The organism is Bradyrhizobium diazoefficiens USDA 110, from assembly GCF_000011365.1.
GTDB lineage: Bacteria > Pseudomonadota > Alphaproteobacteria > Rhizobiales > Xanthobacteraceae > Bradyrhizobium > Bradyrhizobium diazoefficiens.
Window position 1 is genome coordinate 8,559,725 of record NC_004463.1, and the last position, 13,601, is coordinate 8,573,325.

At 65.7% G+C, this 13,601-nt stretch carries 12 protein-coding genes; 7 read left to right on the forward strand and 5 right to left on the reverse strand.

What is annotated here, in order from left to right:
- The first annotated feature begins 25 nt into the window (after window positions 1–25).
- Together BJA_RS39635 and BJA_RS39640 are read left to right on the forward strand one after the other, a co-directional pair.
- The gene (locus BJA_RS39635; protein WP_011090533.1) at window positions 26–844 is read left to right on the forward strand and encodes an alpha/beta fold hydrolase; all 819 of its coding nucleotides are present in this window, start codon (window positions 26–28) and stop codon (window positions 842–844) included.
- Window positions 845–846: 2 nt separating this feature from the next.
- Window positions 847–1,659, forward strand: coding sequence for an alpha/beta fold hydrolase (locus BJA_RS39640; RefSeq protein ID WP_011090534.1), 813 nt, complete (start codon window positions 847–849; stop codon window positions 1,657–1,659).
- 67 nt (window positions 1,660–1,726) lie between these two features.
- On the opposite strand, the gene BJA_RS39645 is transcribed toward BJA_RS39640, so the two are convergent.
- Complete coding sequence (locus tag BJA_RS39645) at window positions 1,727–2,185, reverse strand: carboxymuconolactone decarboxylase family protein (RefSeq protein ID WP_011090535.1); 459 nt, start codon at window positions 2,183–2,185, stop codon at window positions 1,727–1,729.
- A gap of 99 nt (window positions 2,186–2,284) precedes the next feature.
- Between BJA_RS39645 and BJA_RS39650 the strand changes: the two genes are divergently transcribed.
- The 5 genes from BJA_RS39650 to BJA_RS39670 all read left to right on the forward strand — a co-directional run bounded on the left by BJA_RS39650 (window position 2,285) and on the right by BJA_RS39670 (window position 7,899).
- Window positions 2,285–3,154, forward strand: a complete 870-nt coding sequence (locus BJA_RS39650) for a sigma-70 family RNA polymerase sigma factor (protein ID WP_011090536.1) — start codon at window positions 2,285–2,287, stop codon at window positions 3,152–3,154.
- Between the two features lie 236 nt (window positions 3,155–3,390).
- Window positions 3,391–4,068, forward strand: a complete 678-nt coding sequence (locus BJA_RS39655) for a GntR family transcriptional regulator (RefSeq protein WP_011090537.1) — start codon at window positions 3,391–3,393, stop codon at window positions 4,066–4,068.
- A 139-nt stretch (window positions 4,069–4,207) separates the two neighbouring features.
- Window positions 4,208–5,008, forward strand: a complete 801-nt coding sequence (locus tag BJA_RS39660; RefSeq protein WP_028173807.1) for a phytanoyl-CoA dioxygenase family protein — start codon at window positions 4,208–4,210, stop codon at window positions 5,006–5,008.
- A gap of 188 nt (window positions 5,009–5,196) precedes the next feature.
- Complete coding sequence (locus tag BJA_RS39665) at window positions 5,197–6,510, forward strand: NAD(P)H-dependent oxidoreductase (protein ID WP_028173806.1); 1,314 nt, start codon at window positions 5,197–5,199, stop codon at window positions 6,508–6,510.
- 297 nt (window positions 6,511–6,807) lie between these two features.
- Window positions 6,808–7,899: a TRAP transporter substrate-binding protein gene (locus BJA_RS39670; protein ID WP_011090540.1), complete on the forward strand. Its 1,092-nt coding sequence runs from the start codon at window positions 6,808–6,810 to the stop codon at window positions 7,897–7,899.
- Window positions 7,900–7,993: 94 nt separating this feature from the next.
- Here BJA_RS39670 and pimD read toward each other — a convergent pair whose 3' ends face one another.
- The 4 genes from pimD to pimA all read right to left on the reverse strand — a co-directional run bounded on the left by pimD (window position 7,994) and on the right by pimA (window position 13,467).
- Window positions 7,994–9,136 (reverse strand): pimeloyl-CoA dehydrogenase small subunit, encoded by a 1,143-nt coding sequence (pimD, locus tag BJA_RS39675; protein ID WP_011090541.1) that lies wholly within the window; start codon window positions 9,134–9,136, stop codon window positions 7,994–7,996.
- Between the two features lie 131 nt (window positions 9,137–9,267).
- On the reverse strand, window positions 9,268–10,458 hold the full coding sequence (pimC, locus tag BJA_RS39680) for a pimeloyl-CoA dehydrogenase large subunit (protein WP_011090542.1): 1,191 nt from the start codon (window positions 10,456–10,458) through the stop codon (window positions 9,268–9,270).
- A 142-nt stretch (window positions 10,459–10,600) separates the two neighbouring features.
- Window positions 10,601–11,788: an acetyl-CoA C-acyltransferase gene (locus tag BJA_RS39685; RefSeq protein ID WP_038966145.1), complete on the reverse strand. Its 1,188-nt coding sequence runs from the start codon at window positions 11,786–11,788 to the stop codon at window positions 10,601–10,603.
- Window positions 11,785–13,467 carry a dicarboxylate--CoA ligase PimA gene (pimA, locus tag BJA_RS39690; RefSeq protein ID WP_011090544.1) on the reverse strand — a complete coding sequence of 561 codons (1,683 nt, stop codon included), beginning with the start codon at window positions 13,465–13,467 and terminating at the stop codon, window positions 11,785–11,787. The genes BJA_RS39685 and pimA overlap by 4 nt, the downstream gene beginning before the upstream one ends.
- Between the last annotated feature and the right edge of the window lie 134 nt (window positions 13,468–13,601).

Here is a 13,601-nt window from a genome sequence, read left to right on the forward strand (position 1 = left end):
AGTTCCAATTTCTCGCGAGCCCGGAATGCAACGCCTCCACGTCAACGGATACGACATGGCCTATATAGACGTGGGTGAAGACCGAGGCCGACCCCCGTTGGTCTGCGTGCATGGCTCGCTCAATGATTTCCGCGTCTGGGGCTGCGTGCTCGGGCCGCTGATGCAGCGGCATCGGGTGATCGCCGTCAGCCTGCGCCATTTCTTCCCCGACCGCTGGGACGGCGTCGGCGATACCTATTCGATCGCCCAGCATGTCCAGGACGTCATCGCCTTCATCGAGAAGCTCGACGTCGGCCCGGTCGATCTGATGGGCCATTCCCGCGGTGGACACATCTGCTTTCGCGTGGCGCAGGCGCGCCCCGATCTGTTGCGGCGGCTGATCCTGGCCGAGCCCGGCGGAGAGCTCGATGCGAGCCTCGATCCCGATTATGCCGGCGGTCCCTCGCCGCTCTTGGCGCGATTCACGGCCTCGGCGGAGAAGATCGCGGCGGGCGATGTCGACGGCGGCCTCGCCGTGTTCGTCGACACGCTGGAGGGCGCCGGCACCTGGCCGCGGCTGCCGGCGATGGTGAAGCAGAATCTGCGCGACAACGCCATGACGTTGATCGGCCAGGTCCGCGACAACCGCCCGCCCTTCTCGAAGGCGGATGCGGAATCGATTCTGATGCCGACGCTGTTCATCCTGGGTGCGCGGACCAAGGGCCTGCTGCCGAAGGTGCTGCATGCGCTCGCAGCGCATGTGCCCTATTCCAAGACGGCGATCATCCCGAACGCGACGCATCCGATGTTCGAGCAGGCGCCGCAAAAATACTCCGAAGTGGTTCTGGATTTCCTGGCGAGCTGATCATGCAGAGCTTTCGCGTCAACGGTTACGACATGGCCTATCTCGAAGTCGGGGATGGTCCGCCGCTGGTCTGCGTGCACGGCACACTCGGGGATTTCCGCACCTGGTATTCGGTGCTCGGCCCGCTGTCGAAGAGCCATCGGGTGATCTCGGTCAGCCTGCGGCATTTCTTTCCCGAGCACTGGGACGCCGTCGGCGACGACTACAGGGTGGCGCAGCACGTCGCCGATATGATCGCCTTCATCGAGCAGGTCAGGCCCGCACCCGTCGACCTGATGGGCCATTCGCGCGGCGGCCACATCGCGTTCCGCGTCGCGCAAGCGCGGCCTGATCTGTTGCGCAAGCTGGTGCTGGCCGAGCCCGGCGGCGATCTGGATGCCAGCCTGCCGGTGCCCGAAGGCACGCCCGCGTACCCGCCGCTCGCGGCGCGCACGGCGCGCTCGGTCGAGATGATCCGCGCCGGCGACATCGAGGGCGCGCTGCAGAATTTCTACGAGGGCATCGAAGGCGACGGCTCCTGGCGCCGCGTGCCGGCGGCGGCCAAGCAGCAATTGCGCGACAATACGCTCACCTTCCTCGGCCAGATCAACGAGCAGCGCCGGCCCTACACGCTCGCGGATGCGCAGGCGATCAGGACGCCGACGCTCCTGATCGGCGGCGGCGCGACGACGGGAAGCCTGTCGGTGATGTGGCGCGTGCTGGCGGAGCACATCGCAGGAGCCAGGACGGCGGTGATCGCGAATGCCGGCCACTGGATGTTCGAGCAGGCGCCGCTGGAGTATGGCGAGGAGGTGAACAGGTTCCTGGCGGAGTAGCTGCTTGTTCGCCTCTCCCCGCAAGCGGGGCGAGGGAGTGCACGGCTGGTGCCTCCCTCACTTGCACTCACGCCACCTTCCACACGCCGACCGGCATCTTGATCGTCGCGTTGAGGCGGTTCCAGACGTTGATGGTCGCGATCGAGAGGATCAGCGTTGCAAGCTCGCGCTCGTCGAAATGCTTGGCGGCCTCATTCCAGATCGTGTCGGACACCGGATCCTCACGGTCGGCGAGACGGGTGACCGCCTCGGTCAGAGCCAGCGCGGCGCGCTCGGCTTCGCTGAAATAAGGCGCGTCGCGCCAGGCCGAGACGGCGAACAGGCGCTCGTCGGTCTCGCCGGCCTTGCGGGCGATCTTCGGGTGCATGTCGACGCAGACGCTGCAACCATTGATCTGGCTGGCGCGCAGGTGCACCAGTTCCAGGAGCTTTTCCGGCAGGCCTTGTTTGGTCAAATTGCCGAGAGATTGCAGAACATTCATGGCCTCGGGCAGGACCATGACGGGGTGATTCATGCGGGCGTGCATCGTTGTCGTCTCCATCTGTCGAATTTCGAAGGTTCCGGTCACATTGGCCGGATTGGCTTCGTCATGGGCATGACGGATCGCGATGAGGGAATGTGACTGATGACCCAAAAAAACTTTGAAGAAGATTTTCTCAGCCAGCAGTTCGAGGCCAACAGGGATCATTTGCGCGCGGTCGCCTACCGGATGCTGGGTTCCCGCGGCGAGATCGACGATGCCGTGCAGGAGGCCTGGCTGCGGCTCAGCCGGAGCGATACGTCCGATGTCGCGAATCTGCGGGGCTGGCTGACCACCGTGGTCGCGCGCATCTGCCTCGACATGCTGCGCGCACGAAAGTCGCGCCGGGAGGACCCGATGGGCCCGCATGTGCCGGAGCCGGTCGATGAGACGCGGGAGCGCGAAGCGGAGATGGCCGATTCCGTCGGCGCGGCACTCCTGATCGTGCTGGAAACATTGCAGCCGGCCGAGCGGCTCGCCTTCGTGCTGCATGACATGTTCGCGGTGCCCTTCGAGGAGATCGCGCCGATCGTCGGGCGCTCCGTCGATGCCTCGCGCCAGCTTGCCAGCCGCGCGCGGCGGCGCGTGCAGGGCGCGCCGGTGCCCGAGACGGACCTGTCGCGTCAACGCAAGATCGTCGATGCCTTCCTCGCGGCTTCGCGCGAAGGCAATTTCGAGGGGCTGCTCGCCGTGCTCGATCCCGACGTCGTCTTTCGCGCCGACCAGGCCGCGGTGCGGCTCGGTACGCTGCCGGAGATCCGCGGCGCGGATGCGGTCGCGAAGCTCTACAAGGGCCGCGCCCAGGCCGCGCGCACGGCACTGGTCGATGGCGAGATCGGTGTTGCGGTCATCCTCGGCGGGCAATTGCGCATCGCGCTGCGCGTGACCTTCAGCGGCGACCGGATCGCGGCGATCGAGGCGGTGGCCGATGCAGAAGCGATCGCGTCGCTCGAGGTGGAGGTGCTCGAACGCTAGGCCGGCCGGATGCTGATCGAGCAGGGCAAGAAGAAGTAGGCGCCCAACCGGGCAAAAACCGTTAGCGCGAAGACAACCCCATGCACAGTAAATGGCCCTAATGATATCAATCGTTTAGCAGCCCCCCACAACGGCGGCTGACGCCGCGTCGGGACGCGCTTGACGCCTTCCGCCCCCCGACGTACCTTCGAATACGGAATTCCGTATTCCATCTAAGTGCTGTTGGAGCTGCCGGCGTGATCCCTCTCGACCCGCTCCCGAACCTGATCGACCAGGTCTATGGTCGGATCCTGGAGGCGATCTCCGATCGCACGTTGCAGCCCGGCCAGCGCATCCGGCAGAACGAGCTCGCCGACAAGCTCGGCGTGTCGCGCCAGCCGGTGTCGCATGCGCTGCATCTGCTGCATCGGCAGGGCCTCGTCGCCGAAAGCGGCCGGCGCGGCTTTGAGGTCACCCAGCTCGATCCCGCGCGTATCCGCCAGCTCTACGAGGTGCGCGGCGCCATTGATGCGCTGGCCGCGCGGCTCGCCGCGATGCGCGCCGCAAGCGACGCGGCAGGACGCGCGCGGCTCGAGGTGGCGCTCGCCGCCGGGCGCCGCATCGATCGCAAGACGCCGCTTGCCGAGCTCATCGTGCTCGACGTCGATTTTCATCGCGCGATCTATCAGCTCGCCGGCAATCCCGTGATCGAGGAGACCATCGCGCCGCAATGGCCGCATATGCGCCGCTCGATGGCGACCGTGCTGTCGGAGCTCGATTATCGCGACAGCGCCTGGGCCGAGCATGCCGACATCGCAGCTCACATTCTCGCAGGCGATGCGAAGGCCGCCGAACGCGCCGCACTCGCGCATGCGCAGACGGCGGGACGGATGACCGAGGAGAGGTTGCGGGCGACGGACGAGGCGGCGGCGTAGCTAAACGCTGTCATTCCGGGGCACGCGAAGCGTGAACCCGGAATCCATTGGGCCACAGAGACTGCGGATCAATAGATTCCGGGTTCGATGCTGCGCATCGCCCCGGAATGACAAGAACAAAACAACGGGAGGACGACCCATGAGACTGTCTCAGGAGCAATTGGAGTTCTTCCACCGCGAGGGCTGGCTGTTCCTGCCCGAATTGTTCAGCCAGGAGGAGGTCGATCTGCTCGCGCGCGAGGCGGTCGGCATTTACGACGCCAACCGGCCGGAGGTCTGGCGCGAGAAGAGCGGCGCGCCGCGCACGGCGTTTGCCGCGCATCTCTACAACGAGGCCTTCCGCATTCTGGGCGCGCATCCGCGCATGATCGACCCGGTCGAGCAATTGTTCGGCGAGCCTGTCTACATGCACCAGTTCAAGATCAACGCGAAATCGGCCTTCACCGGCGACGTCTGGCAATGGCACCAGGATTACGGCACCTGGAAGCGCGACGACGGCATGCCGGAGCCGCGCGCGATGAACATCGCGATCTTCCTCGACGAGGTGATGCCGATCAACGGCCCCCTGATGCTGGTGCCGCGCAGCCAGAATGCCGGCGATCTCGAAGCCTCGCATGACCTTGCCACCACGTCCTACCCGCTGTGGACGCTGGACGAGGACACCGTGACGCGCCTCGTCAAGCAGGGCGGCATCGTGGCGCCCACGGGCAAGCCCGGCGGCATGCTGATGTTCCACGGCAATCTCGTGCACGGCTCGGCCGGCAACATCACGCCCTACCCGCGCAAGATCGTGTACCTGACGCTGAACGCGGTCTCGAACTATATCCGCACCCCCACGCGGCCCGAATACATCGCCCACCGCGATTTCGCGCCGATCAAGACGGTGGACGACGACGCCCTGCTGCGCCTTGCCCGTGCGCCGCGGCAGGCGGCGGAGTAAGCTGTCATTCCGGGGCGCGACGAAGTCGCGAGCCCGGAATCCATTTATCCGCGTCCTTTGCGGCCCGATGGATTCCAGGCTCGACGCTCCCGGGGCGCGCTTCGCGCGGTCCCGTCGCGTCGCCCCGGAATGACTGAACCTGATCGTTCGCGTCGTCCCGACCGCGATAGCACTCTTGGATGTCTCCCATGAACCTCTTCCGCCTCCTCCAGGCCCGCGCGTCCGCCGGCAAGCCTGTCCGTGTCGCGCTGATCGGTGCGGGCAAATTCGGCTCGATGTTTCTCGCGCAGGTGCCGCACACGCCGGGGCTGGAGGTGCCCATCATCGTCGACATCGACCGCGACCGCGCGCGCGAGGCCTGCCGCACAGTCGGCTGGGATGCGGCGCGCATCGCCGCGACCGTGTTCACCGATGACGGCGCACGCGCCATCGCCGGCGGCGCAATGGACGTGGTGGTGGAAGCGACCGGCAACCCGGCCGTCGGCATCAGGCACGCGCGCGCGGCGATCGCGGCGGGCAAGCATATCGTGATGGTCAATGTCGAGGCCGACGTGCTGGCGGGCCCGCTGCTCGCCGAGGAGGCGCGCAAGGCGGGCGTGGTCTATTCGCTCGCCTATGGCGACCAGCCGGCATTGACGGCGGAGATGGTCGACTGGGCCCGCGCCACCGGCTTTCGCGTCGTCGCCGCCGGCAAGGGTACGAAATATCTGCCGGCCTATCACGACGTGACGCCGGACGGCGTCTGGCAGCATTACGGCCTGACCGCCGGCGAAGCACAGTCGGCCGGCATGAACCCGCAGATGTTCAACTCCTTCCTCGACGGCACCAAGTCGGCGATCGAGATGGCCGCGATCGCCAATGCCTGCGGCCTCGACGTGCCGGCGGAGGGACTGCTGTTTCCGCCCTGCGGCGTCGACGATCTGCCGCACATCATGCGGCCGCGTTCGCGTGGCGGCGTGCTGGAGCGCTCCGGCGTGGTGGAAGTCGTCTCCTCGCTCGAACGCGATGGACGGCCGGTGTTTCGCGACCTGCGCTGGGGTGTCTATGTCGTGCTGGAGGCTCCGAACGACTATGCCGCCGACTGCTTCAAGCAGTACGGCCTCAAGACCGATTCCAGCGGACGCTTTGCTGCGATGTACAAGCCCTATCACCTGATCGGGCTCGAGCTGAACATCTCGGTGCTGTCGGCCGCGTTGCGGGGCGAGCCGACCGGCCAGCCCCACGGCTTCCGCGGCGACGTCGCAGCGGTGGCCAAGCGGGCCTTGCGCGCCGGCGAAATGCTCGACGGCGAAGGCGGCTACACCGTGTGGGGCAAGCTGGTGCCGGCGGCCGCGAGCCTCAAGGCCGGCGCGCTGCCGATCGGGCTCGCCCATCGCGTGAAGCTGAAACATGACGTTGCGCATGGCACGGTGGTGCGCTGGGACGACGTCGAGTTCGACGCCGGCAACGAGACGATCAGGACGCGAAAGGCGATGGAAGCGGCGTTCGCGAAAGAGGGTTAAGGCGTGTTGGATTGAAGGACTTGCGCCGCTAGCTCCCTCAACTCTCCCGCTCGCGGGAGAGGTATAGGCCGCCTGCTTCGCCGGCGTTCGCACTTGCGAGGGCGGCACGAGGCTTGATTCTCGCGAGCCTCCCGGTCATCCTCGCTAGCGGAACCGCAACGCACGGGATCCACAAAGAGCCCTCAAGGGCCAGCGGAAACACCCACATCGTCACAACACCCCGTCGGTTATCGGCGAAGCAAGGACGACAGAAGATCGTTCCCCTTGTCGAGGAATCGGCGCAATGGAGGGCTACGCATGAAACGTCGTGATTTCTTGAAAGTGACAGGCGCTGGGCTAGCGGCAAGCACGGCCGTTGCCGCACCGGCGATCGCTCAGTCGGCGCCGGAGGTGAAATGGCGGCTCGCCGCGAGCTGGCCCAAGGCGCTCGACACGCTCTATGGCGGCTGCGAATATTTCTGCAAGCGCGTCGCCGAAGTCACCGACAACAAATTCCAGATCCAACCGTTCGCAGCCGGCGAGATCGTCCCGGGCCTGCAGGTGCTCGACGCCGTGTCGAACGGCACCGTCGAGATGGGCAACACGGCGTTGTATTACTATTGGGGCAAGAATCCCGCCTTCACCTTCGGCACGTCGCTGCCGTTCGGGCTGAACACGCGCGCGCATATTTCCTGGCTGCTGTTCGGCGGCGGCACCGAGTTGCTCAACGGCCTCCTGAAGGAATACAACACGGTCGGCATTCCAACCGGCTCGACCGGCGCCCAGATGGGCGGATGGTTCCGGAAGGAGATCAAGTCGATGGAGGATTTCAAGGGATTGAAATTCCGCGTCGGCGGCTTCGCCGGCACGATCATCGCCAAGGTCGGCGGCGTGCCGCAGCAGATCGCGGGCGGCGACATCTATCCGGCGCTGGAGAAGGGAACGATCGACGCGGCCGAATGGGTCGGGCCCTATGACGACGAGAAGCTCGGCTTCGTCAAGGTCGCGAAATTCTACTACTATCCGGGCTGGTGGGAAGGCACCGGCCAGGGCCACAACATCATGAATCTCGACAAGTGGAACGCGCTGCCCAAGCACTACCAGGCCGCGATCGAGATGGCCTCGCGCGATACCTTCACGTGGGTCACCGGGAAATACGACTACGTCAACCCGCCCGCGCTGAAGCGCCTGCTGGTGGCCGGTGCGATCCTGAAGCCGTTCCCGCAGGAGGTGCTGGAGGCCTGCTACGCCGCCGCGAACGAGATCTACGCGGATCTGTCCAAGACCAACCCGCACTTCGCCAAGATGTACACGAGCCTTTCCGCGTTCCGGAACGAATCGCTCGCCTGGATGCAGGTCGCCGAGCTCAGCTACGACAGCTTCATGATGCGGATGCGCACGCGGACGTGAGGCGCCGAACGGCGAAAGACGTCAGGAACGACGAAAGCCCCGGAGATGTCTCCGGGGCTTTCGGTTTTCGATGCATCCACGCGCGACGTGGCGGCTAGACCAACCCGCCCGCATCCGCGACGCGGCGCTGGTGATAGTCGGTGTCGCCGAAGGTGTTCTCGATCATGGTCAGGCGCTTGAAGTAGTGGCCGATCTTCGCCTCCATGGTCATGCCGATGCCGCCGTGGAGCTGGATCGACTGCTGGCCGACGAATTTCAGCGACTTGCCGATCTGCACCTTGGCCGCGGCGATCGCGTTGGAGCGCTCTTTGGCGTTCTCGAAGTCGTTCGCCATGGTTGCGAACATCGACATCGAGCGTGCCTGCTCGGCGGCGACGAACATGTCGGACGCACGGTGCTGGAGCGACTGGAACGAGCCGATCGCGACGCCGAACTGCTTGCGCGTCTTGATGTACTCGACCGTGGTCTTGAGCGACTCGTCCATCAGGCCGACCGCCTCGGCGCAAAGCGCGACGCGAGCTTCGTCAACGACGCGTTCGATCAGCGCGAGTGCATCCTCGGGATTGCCGATCGCGGCATCCGCGCCCACCTCGACACCGGTGAAGGTGATGTCGGCCGCGTGCAGGCCGTCCTGGGTCGGGTACGATTTCTTCGTCACGCCCTTGGCATTCGCCGGGACCAGGAACACGCCGATCCCGGTCTTGTCGCGGCGGTCACCCTTGGTGCGGGCGGTCACGAGAAGCGTGGCGGCGTTCTCGCCGTTGAGCACGACGAACTTTTCGCCGTCGATGATCCAGCCGTCGGCCTTCTTCTTCGCGGTCGTCGAGACGTCGAACAGATCGTAGCGGGAGTTCTTCTCGAGCTGGGCAAACGCAAGGGTCTTGCTGCCGTCGATGATCCCGGGCACGTACGCGGCCTTCTGCGCATCCGAGCCGGCGTGACGCAGGAAGCCGCCGCAGATCACGACGGTTGCCAGATAGGGCTCGAGCACCAGCGCCTTGCCGAGCGCTTCCATCACGATCATGGTCTCGACGCCGCCGCCGCCGAAGCCGCCATCGGCTTCGCTGAACGGCAGGCCGAGCAGGCCCTGCTCGGCGAGCTTGCCCCAGACGGCCTGGCTCCAGCCGCCCTTCTCCTTCATGTACTTCTTGCGGCTCTCGAAATCGTAGGAATCGGTCAGCAGGCCGTCGATGCTTTCCTTGAGAAGCCGCTGCTCCTCGGACAGATCAAAATCCATTTCTTTGGTTCCTCGTACCCGGAATTTTTGCTTCGTCATTCCGGGACACGCGCGATAGCGCGGGGACCCGGAATCCAGAGATTGTGGCGCGAGATTCCGGGTTCGCGCTGGCGCGCGCCCCGGAATGACGTTTAGAGCCCCAGCACCGCCTTGGCGATGATGTTGCGCTGGATCTCGTTGGAGCCGCCGTAGATCGAGACCTTGCGGTTGTTGAAGTAGCTCGGCGCGATCTGGGCGGTCCACTCCATCGCTTCGTTGGAGCCGTCGTCGCCGTGCACGTCGTAGGGCGCGGCGAACGGACCGATCACTTCCATGAGCAGCTCGGTGGTGGTCTGCTGGATCTCGGAGCCCTTGATCTTCAGCACCGAGGAGGCCGGATTGGGCTTGCCCTTGCCGTGCTTGCCCTCGTCGGCGACGACGCGGAGCTGGGTCAGCTCGAGCGCCTTCAGCTCGATCTCGCAGGCCGCCAGCTTCTCGCGGAAGGCCGCGTCCTGGATGATCGGCTTGCCGCCGGATTCGACCTTGGAAGCGAGATCGCGGATGCGGCGCAGCCGCTCCTTGGAGACGCCGACGCGCGCGATGCCGGTACGCTCATTGCCGAGCAGGAATTTCGCGTAATCCCAGCCCTTGTTCTCCTCGCCGATCAGGTTCTCGTAGGGCACCTCGACGTCGTCGAAGAACACCTCGTTGACCTCGACGCCGCCGTCGATGGTCTGGATCGGGCGCACGGTGACGCCCTTCGACTTCATCGAGAACACGATGAAGGAGATGCCCATCTGCTTCTTGGCGGTCGCGTCGGTGCGGCAGAGGCAGAAAATCATGTCGGCGTGCTGGGCCAGCGTCGTCCAGGTCTTCTGGCCGTTGATGATCCATTTGTCGCCCTTGCGCTCGGCCTTCGTCTTCAGCGAGGCGAGATCGGAGCCGGAGCCGGGCTCGGAGAAGCCCTGGCACCACCAATCGTCAACGTTGGCGATGCGCGGCAGGTACTTTTTCTTCTGCTCCTCGTTGCCGAAGGTGTAGATGACGGGGCCGACCATGCTGACGCCGAAGGCGAGCGGCTGCGGCGCCGGATAGGACTGCAGCTCCTCGTTGAAGATGTAGTGCTGCACGGACGTCCACCCCGTGCCGCCATATTGCTTCGGCCAGTGGCTGACGCCCCAGCCCTTCTTGTTGAGGATGCGCCACCACGTCACCATCTCGTCCTTCGAGAGGTGACGGCCCTCGACCAGCTTGCGCCGCGTATCCGGCGGCACGTTGTCGCGGAAGAATGACCGCACTTCCTCGCGAAACGCCTGCTCTTCTTTCGTGAATGCGAGATCCATCGGATCCTCCTGTTTCCCCGTCGTCCTGGCGAAAGCCAGGACCCATTACCACCGGCCTTCGTTTTGCGAAGGCAACTGCTGTCTGTCCGCCAAACTCCTGCTGCGGAGTATGGGTCCTGGCTTTCGCCAGGACGACAGAAAATTACTGCAACACCTCGAACAACCCGGCCGCGCCCATGCCGCCGCCGACGCACATGGTGACGACCGCATACTTGGCCTTGCGGCGGCGGCCTTCGATCAGGGCGTGGCCGGTCAGGCGCGCGCCGGACATGCCGTAGGGATGGCCGACCGCGATCGCACCGCCATTGACGTTGATCTTCTCGGGGTCGATGCCGAGCTTGTCGCGGCAATACAGCACCTGCACCGCGAAGGCTTCGTTGAGCTCCCAGAGGCCGATGTCGTCGACGGTGAGGCCGTGGCGCTTCAGCAGGCGCGGCACGGCGAAGACCGGGCCGATGCCCATCTCGTCCGGCTCGCAGCCGGCCGAGACGAAGCCGCGGAAGATGCCGAGCGGCTTGAGGCCGCGCTTTGAGGCTTCCTTGTCGCTCATGATGACGGTGGCGCTGGCGCCATCCGAGAGCTGGCTGGCGTTGCCGGCGGTGACGGAAAAGCCTTCGCCGCGCACCGGCTTGAGGCCGGCGAGACCTTCAGCCGTGGTCTCGGGGCGCGGGCCTTCGTCCTGCGACAAGGTCACCTCCTTGAACGAGACCGCGCCGGTCGCCTTGTCGGTGACCGCCATCTGCGTGGTGATCGGCGCGAGCTCGTCCTTGAACTTGCCGCCCTGCTGCGCGGCCGCGGTGCGGCGCTGGCTCTCCAGCGAATATTCGTCCTGCTTCTCGCGCGAGATGCCGTAGCGCTTGGCGACGATTTCGGCCGTGTCGATCATGGGCATGTAGACCTCGCCCTTGATCTTGAGCAGCGCCGGGTCCTGGGCGTGGAAGCCGTTCATCTTGTCGTTCTGCACGAGGCTGATCGACTCGCCGCCGCCGCCGACCGCGATCTCGACGCCGTCGAAGATCACCGAGCGTGCGGCGAGCGCGATGGCCTGGAGGCCCGAGGCGCACTGCCGGTCGATGGTGGTGCCGGCGACGGTGACGGGCAGGCCGGCGCGGAGCAGCGCCTTGCGCGCGATGTTGCCGCCGGTCGCGCCCTGCTGGAGGGCGGCGCCCATCACCACGTCCTCGACCTCCTTCGGATCGACCTTGGCGCGGGCAACGGCTTCGCCGATGGCGTGGCCGAGCAGCGTGGCGCCCTCGGTGGCGTTGAGCATGCCGCGATAGGCCTTGCCGATCGGCGTGCGGGCGGTGGAAACGATGACGGCGTCGGTCAAGAACGACCTCCTGATGCGGGTTGGGTGGATTGTGACGGTTTCTGCTGCTGGCGCAATTCGTGGCGCGACAGTTTTCCGACCGGCGTGCGCGGCAAATCGTCGACGAACTCGACCTCTACAGGCATTTCGTGCTTGCCGACCTTGCCGGCGAGCTGCGCCCGCAGCTCGTCGAGCGAGAACGGTTTTGCACCGGGCTTCAGCTTGATGAAGGCCTTGGCGGCCTCGCCGCGATACTGGTCGGGGATGCCGAGCACGATCACCTCGTGCACGCCGGGAAGGGTGTAGATCGCCTGCTCGATCATCTGCGGATAGACGTTGAAGCCGCCGGAGATGATCATGTCCTTCTTGCGGTCGACCAGGAAGAAATAGCCGTCGGTATCGACATAGCCGATGTCGCCGGTAAGGAAGCGGCCGTCGATGAAAGCCTCCGCGGATCCCTCGGGCTTGTTCCAATAGCCCCTGGTGACGTTCGGGCCCTTGATGCGGATCTCGCCGACCTCGCCCGGCGGCAGCACTTTCGTCGGATCGTCCAGCGACACGACGTCGAGCTCGATGCCGGGCAGCATCAGCCCGATCGAGCCGGGCTTGTCGGGGCCCGTGGGCGGATGGCCGGTGCCGGGCGAGCAGGTCTCGGTCATGCCCCAGCCGCTGCGCAGCTTCTTGCCGACCTTGCGCTCGAAAAAGTTCGCGATCTCCACCGGCAGCGGCGCGCCGCCGGAGCCGATCGTCGCAAGCGAGGAGAAATCGCGCTTGTCCAGATCAGGCAGCGCTGCGATCGCGATCCACATCGTCGGCACGCCCGGGAAATAGGTGGCGCGCTTGACCTCGATGTCGCGCATGACAGCTTCGACGTCGAAGCGCTGGTGGATCGAGATCAGATTGCCGCGGCGGAGCGAGGACAACAGCACGACGGTGAGCGCGTAGATGTGGAACAGCGGCAGCACGCAGATCACGCGCTCGACGACGTCACCACGGGTCGCGCGCGATGGCTTGCCCCAGACGTCGTAGATCGACACCGCCGACGTCAGATTACCGTGCGTGAGCATCGCGCCCTTGGGCAGGCCGGTGGTGCCGCCGGTATATTGCAGCAGGGCGACGTCGTCGGCGGTGACTTGCGGCCACTCTGCCGGCGCGGCGGCGCCTTCGACGAAGGTCTTGAAGGTGACGATGCGGGGATCAGCGGGGATCGCGGCCTGGGGCGTGCCGACCTTGCCCCAATTGTCGTCTTCGCAGACGACGAGGCGGTCGATCAGGCCCTTCTCCAAAAATTTCAGCGCCGTCGGCAGCAGCGCGGCGAGGTTGGAGGTGACGAGCAGGCGCGAGCCGGAGTCGGACACCTTGTGCGTCAGCGCGATCTCGCCGTCGAGCGGCGACAGATGCGCGACGCGGGCGCCGGCCTTCAGCGCGCCGAAGAAATTGACGGGGTGATCGGGCGTGTTGCCGAGGAACAGCGCGACGGAGGCGCTCTTGCCGCAGCCGGCGCGGAGGAACGCCGCCGCGGCACGCTCGGCCATCGCGGCGAGCTCGGTGTAGGTGATCGGACGTTCGCGAAATTCCAGCGCGGTGCGCGGGCCGTAATCGGCGGCGGCTTTCGACAGCAGGTCGGGGAGCGTGCCCTGGACGATGGTGTCGTCCCAACGCACGCCCTCGGGATAAAACTGTTCGCCGGGATGGGTCATTTACTACATCACACTCAGTGGTCATTCCGGGGCGCGACAAAGTCGCGAACCCGGAATCCATCGAGCAGCATACTCGAAGGCGAAATGGATTCCGGGTCTGGCCCTTCGGGCCATCCCGGAATGACGAGAGGATA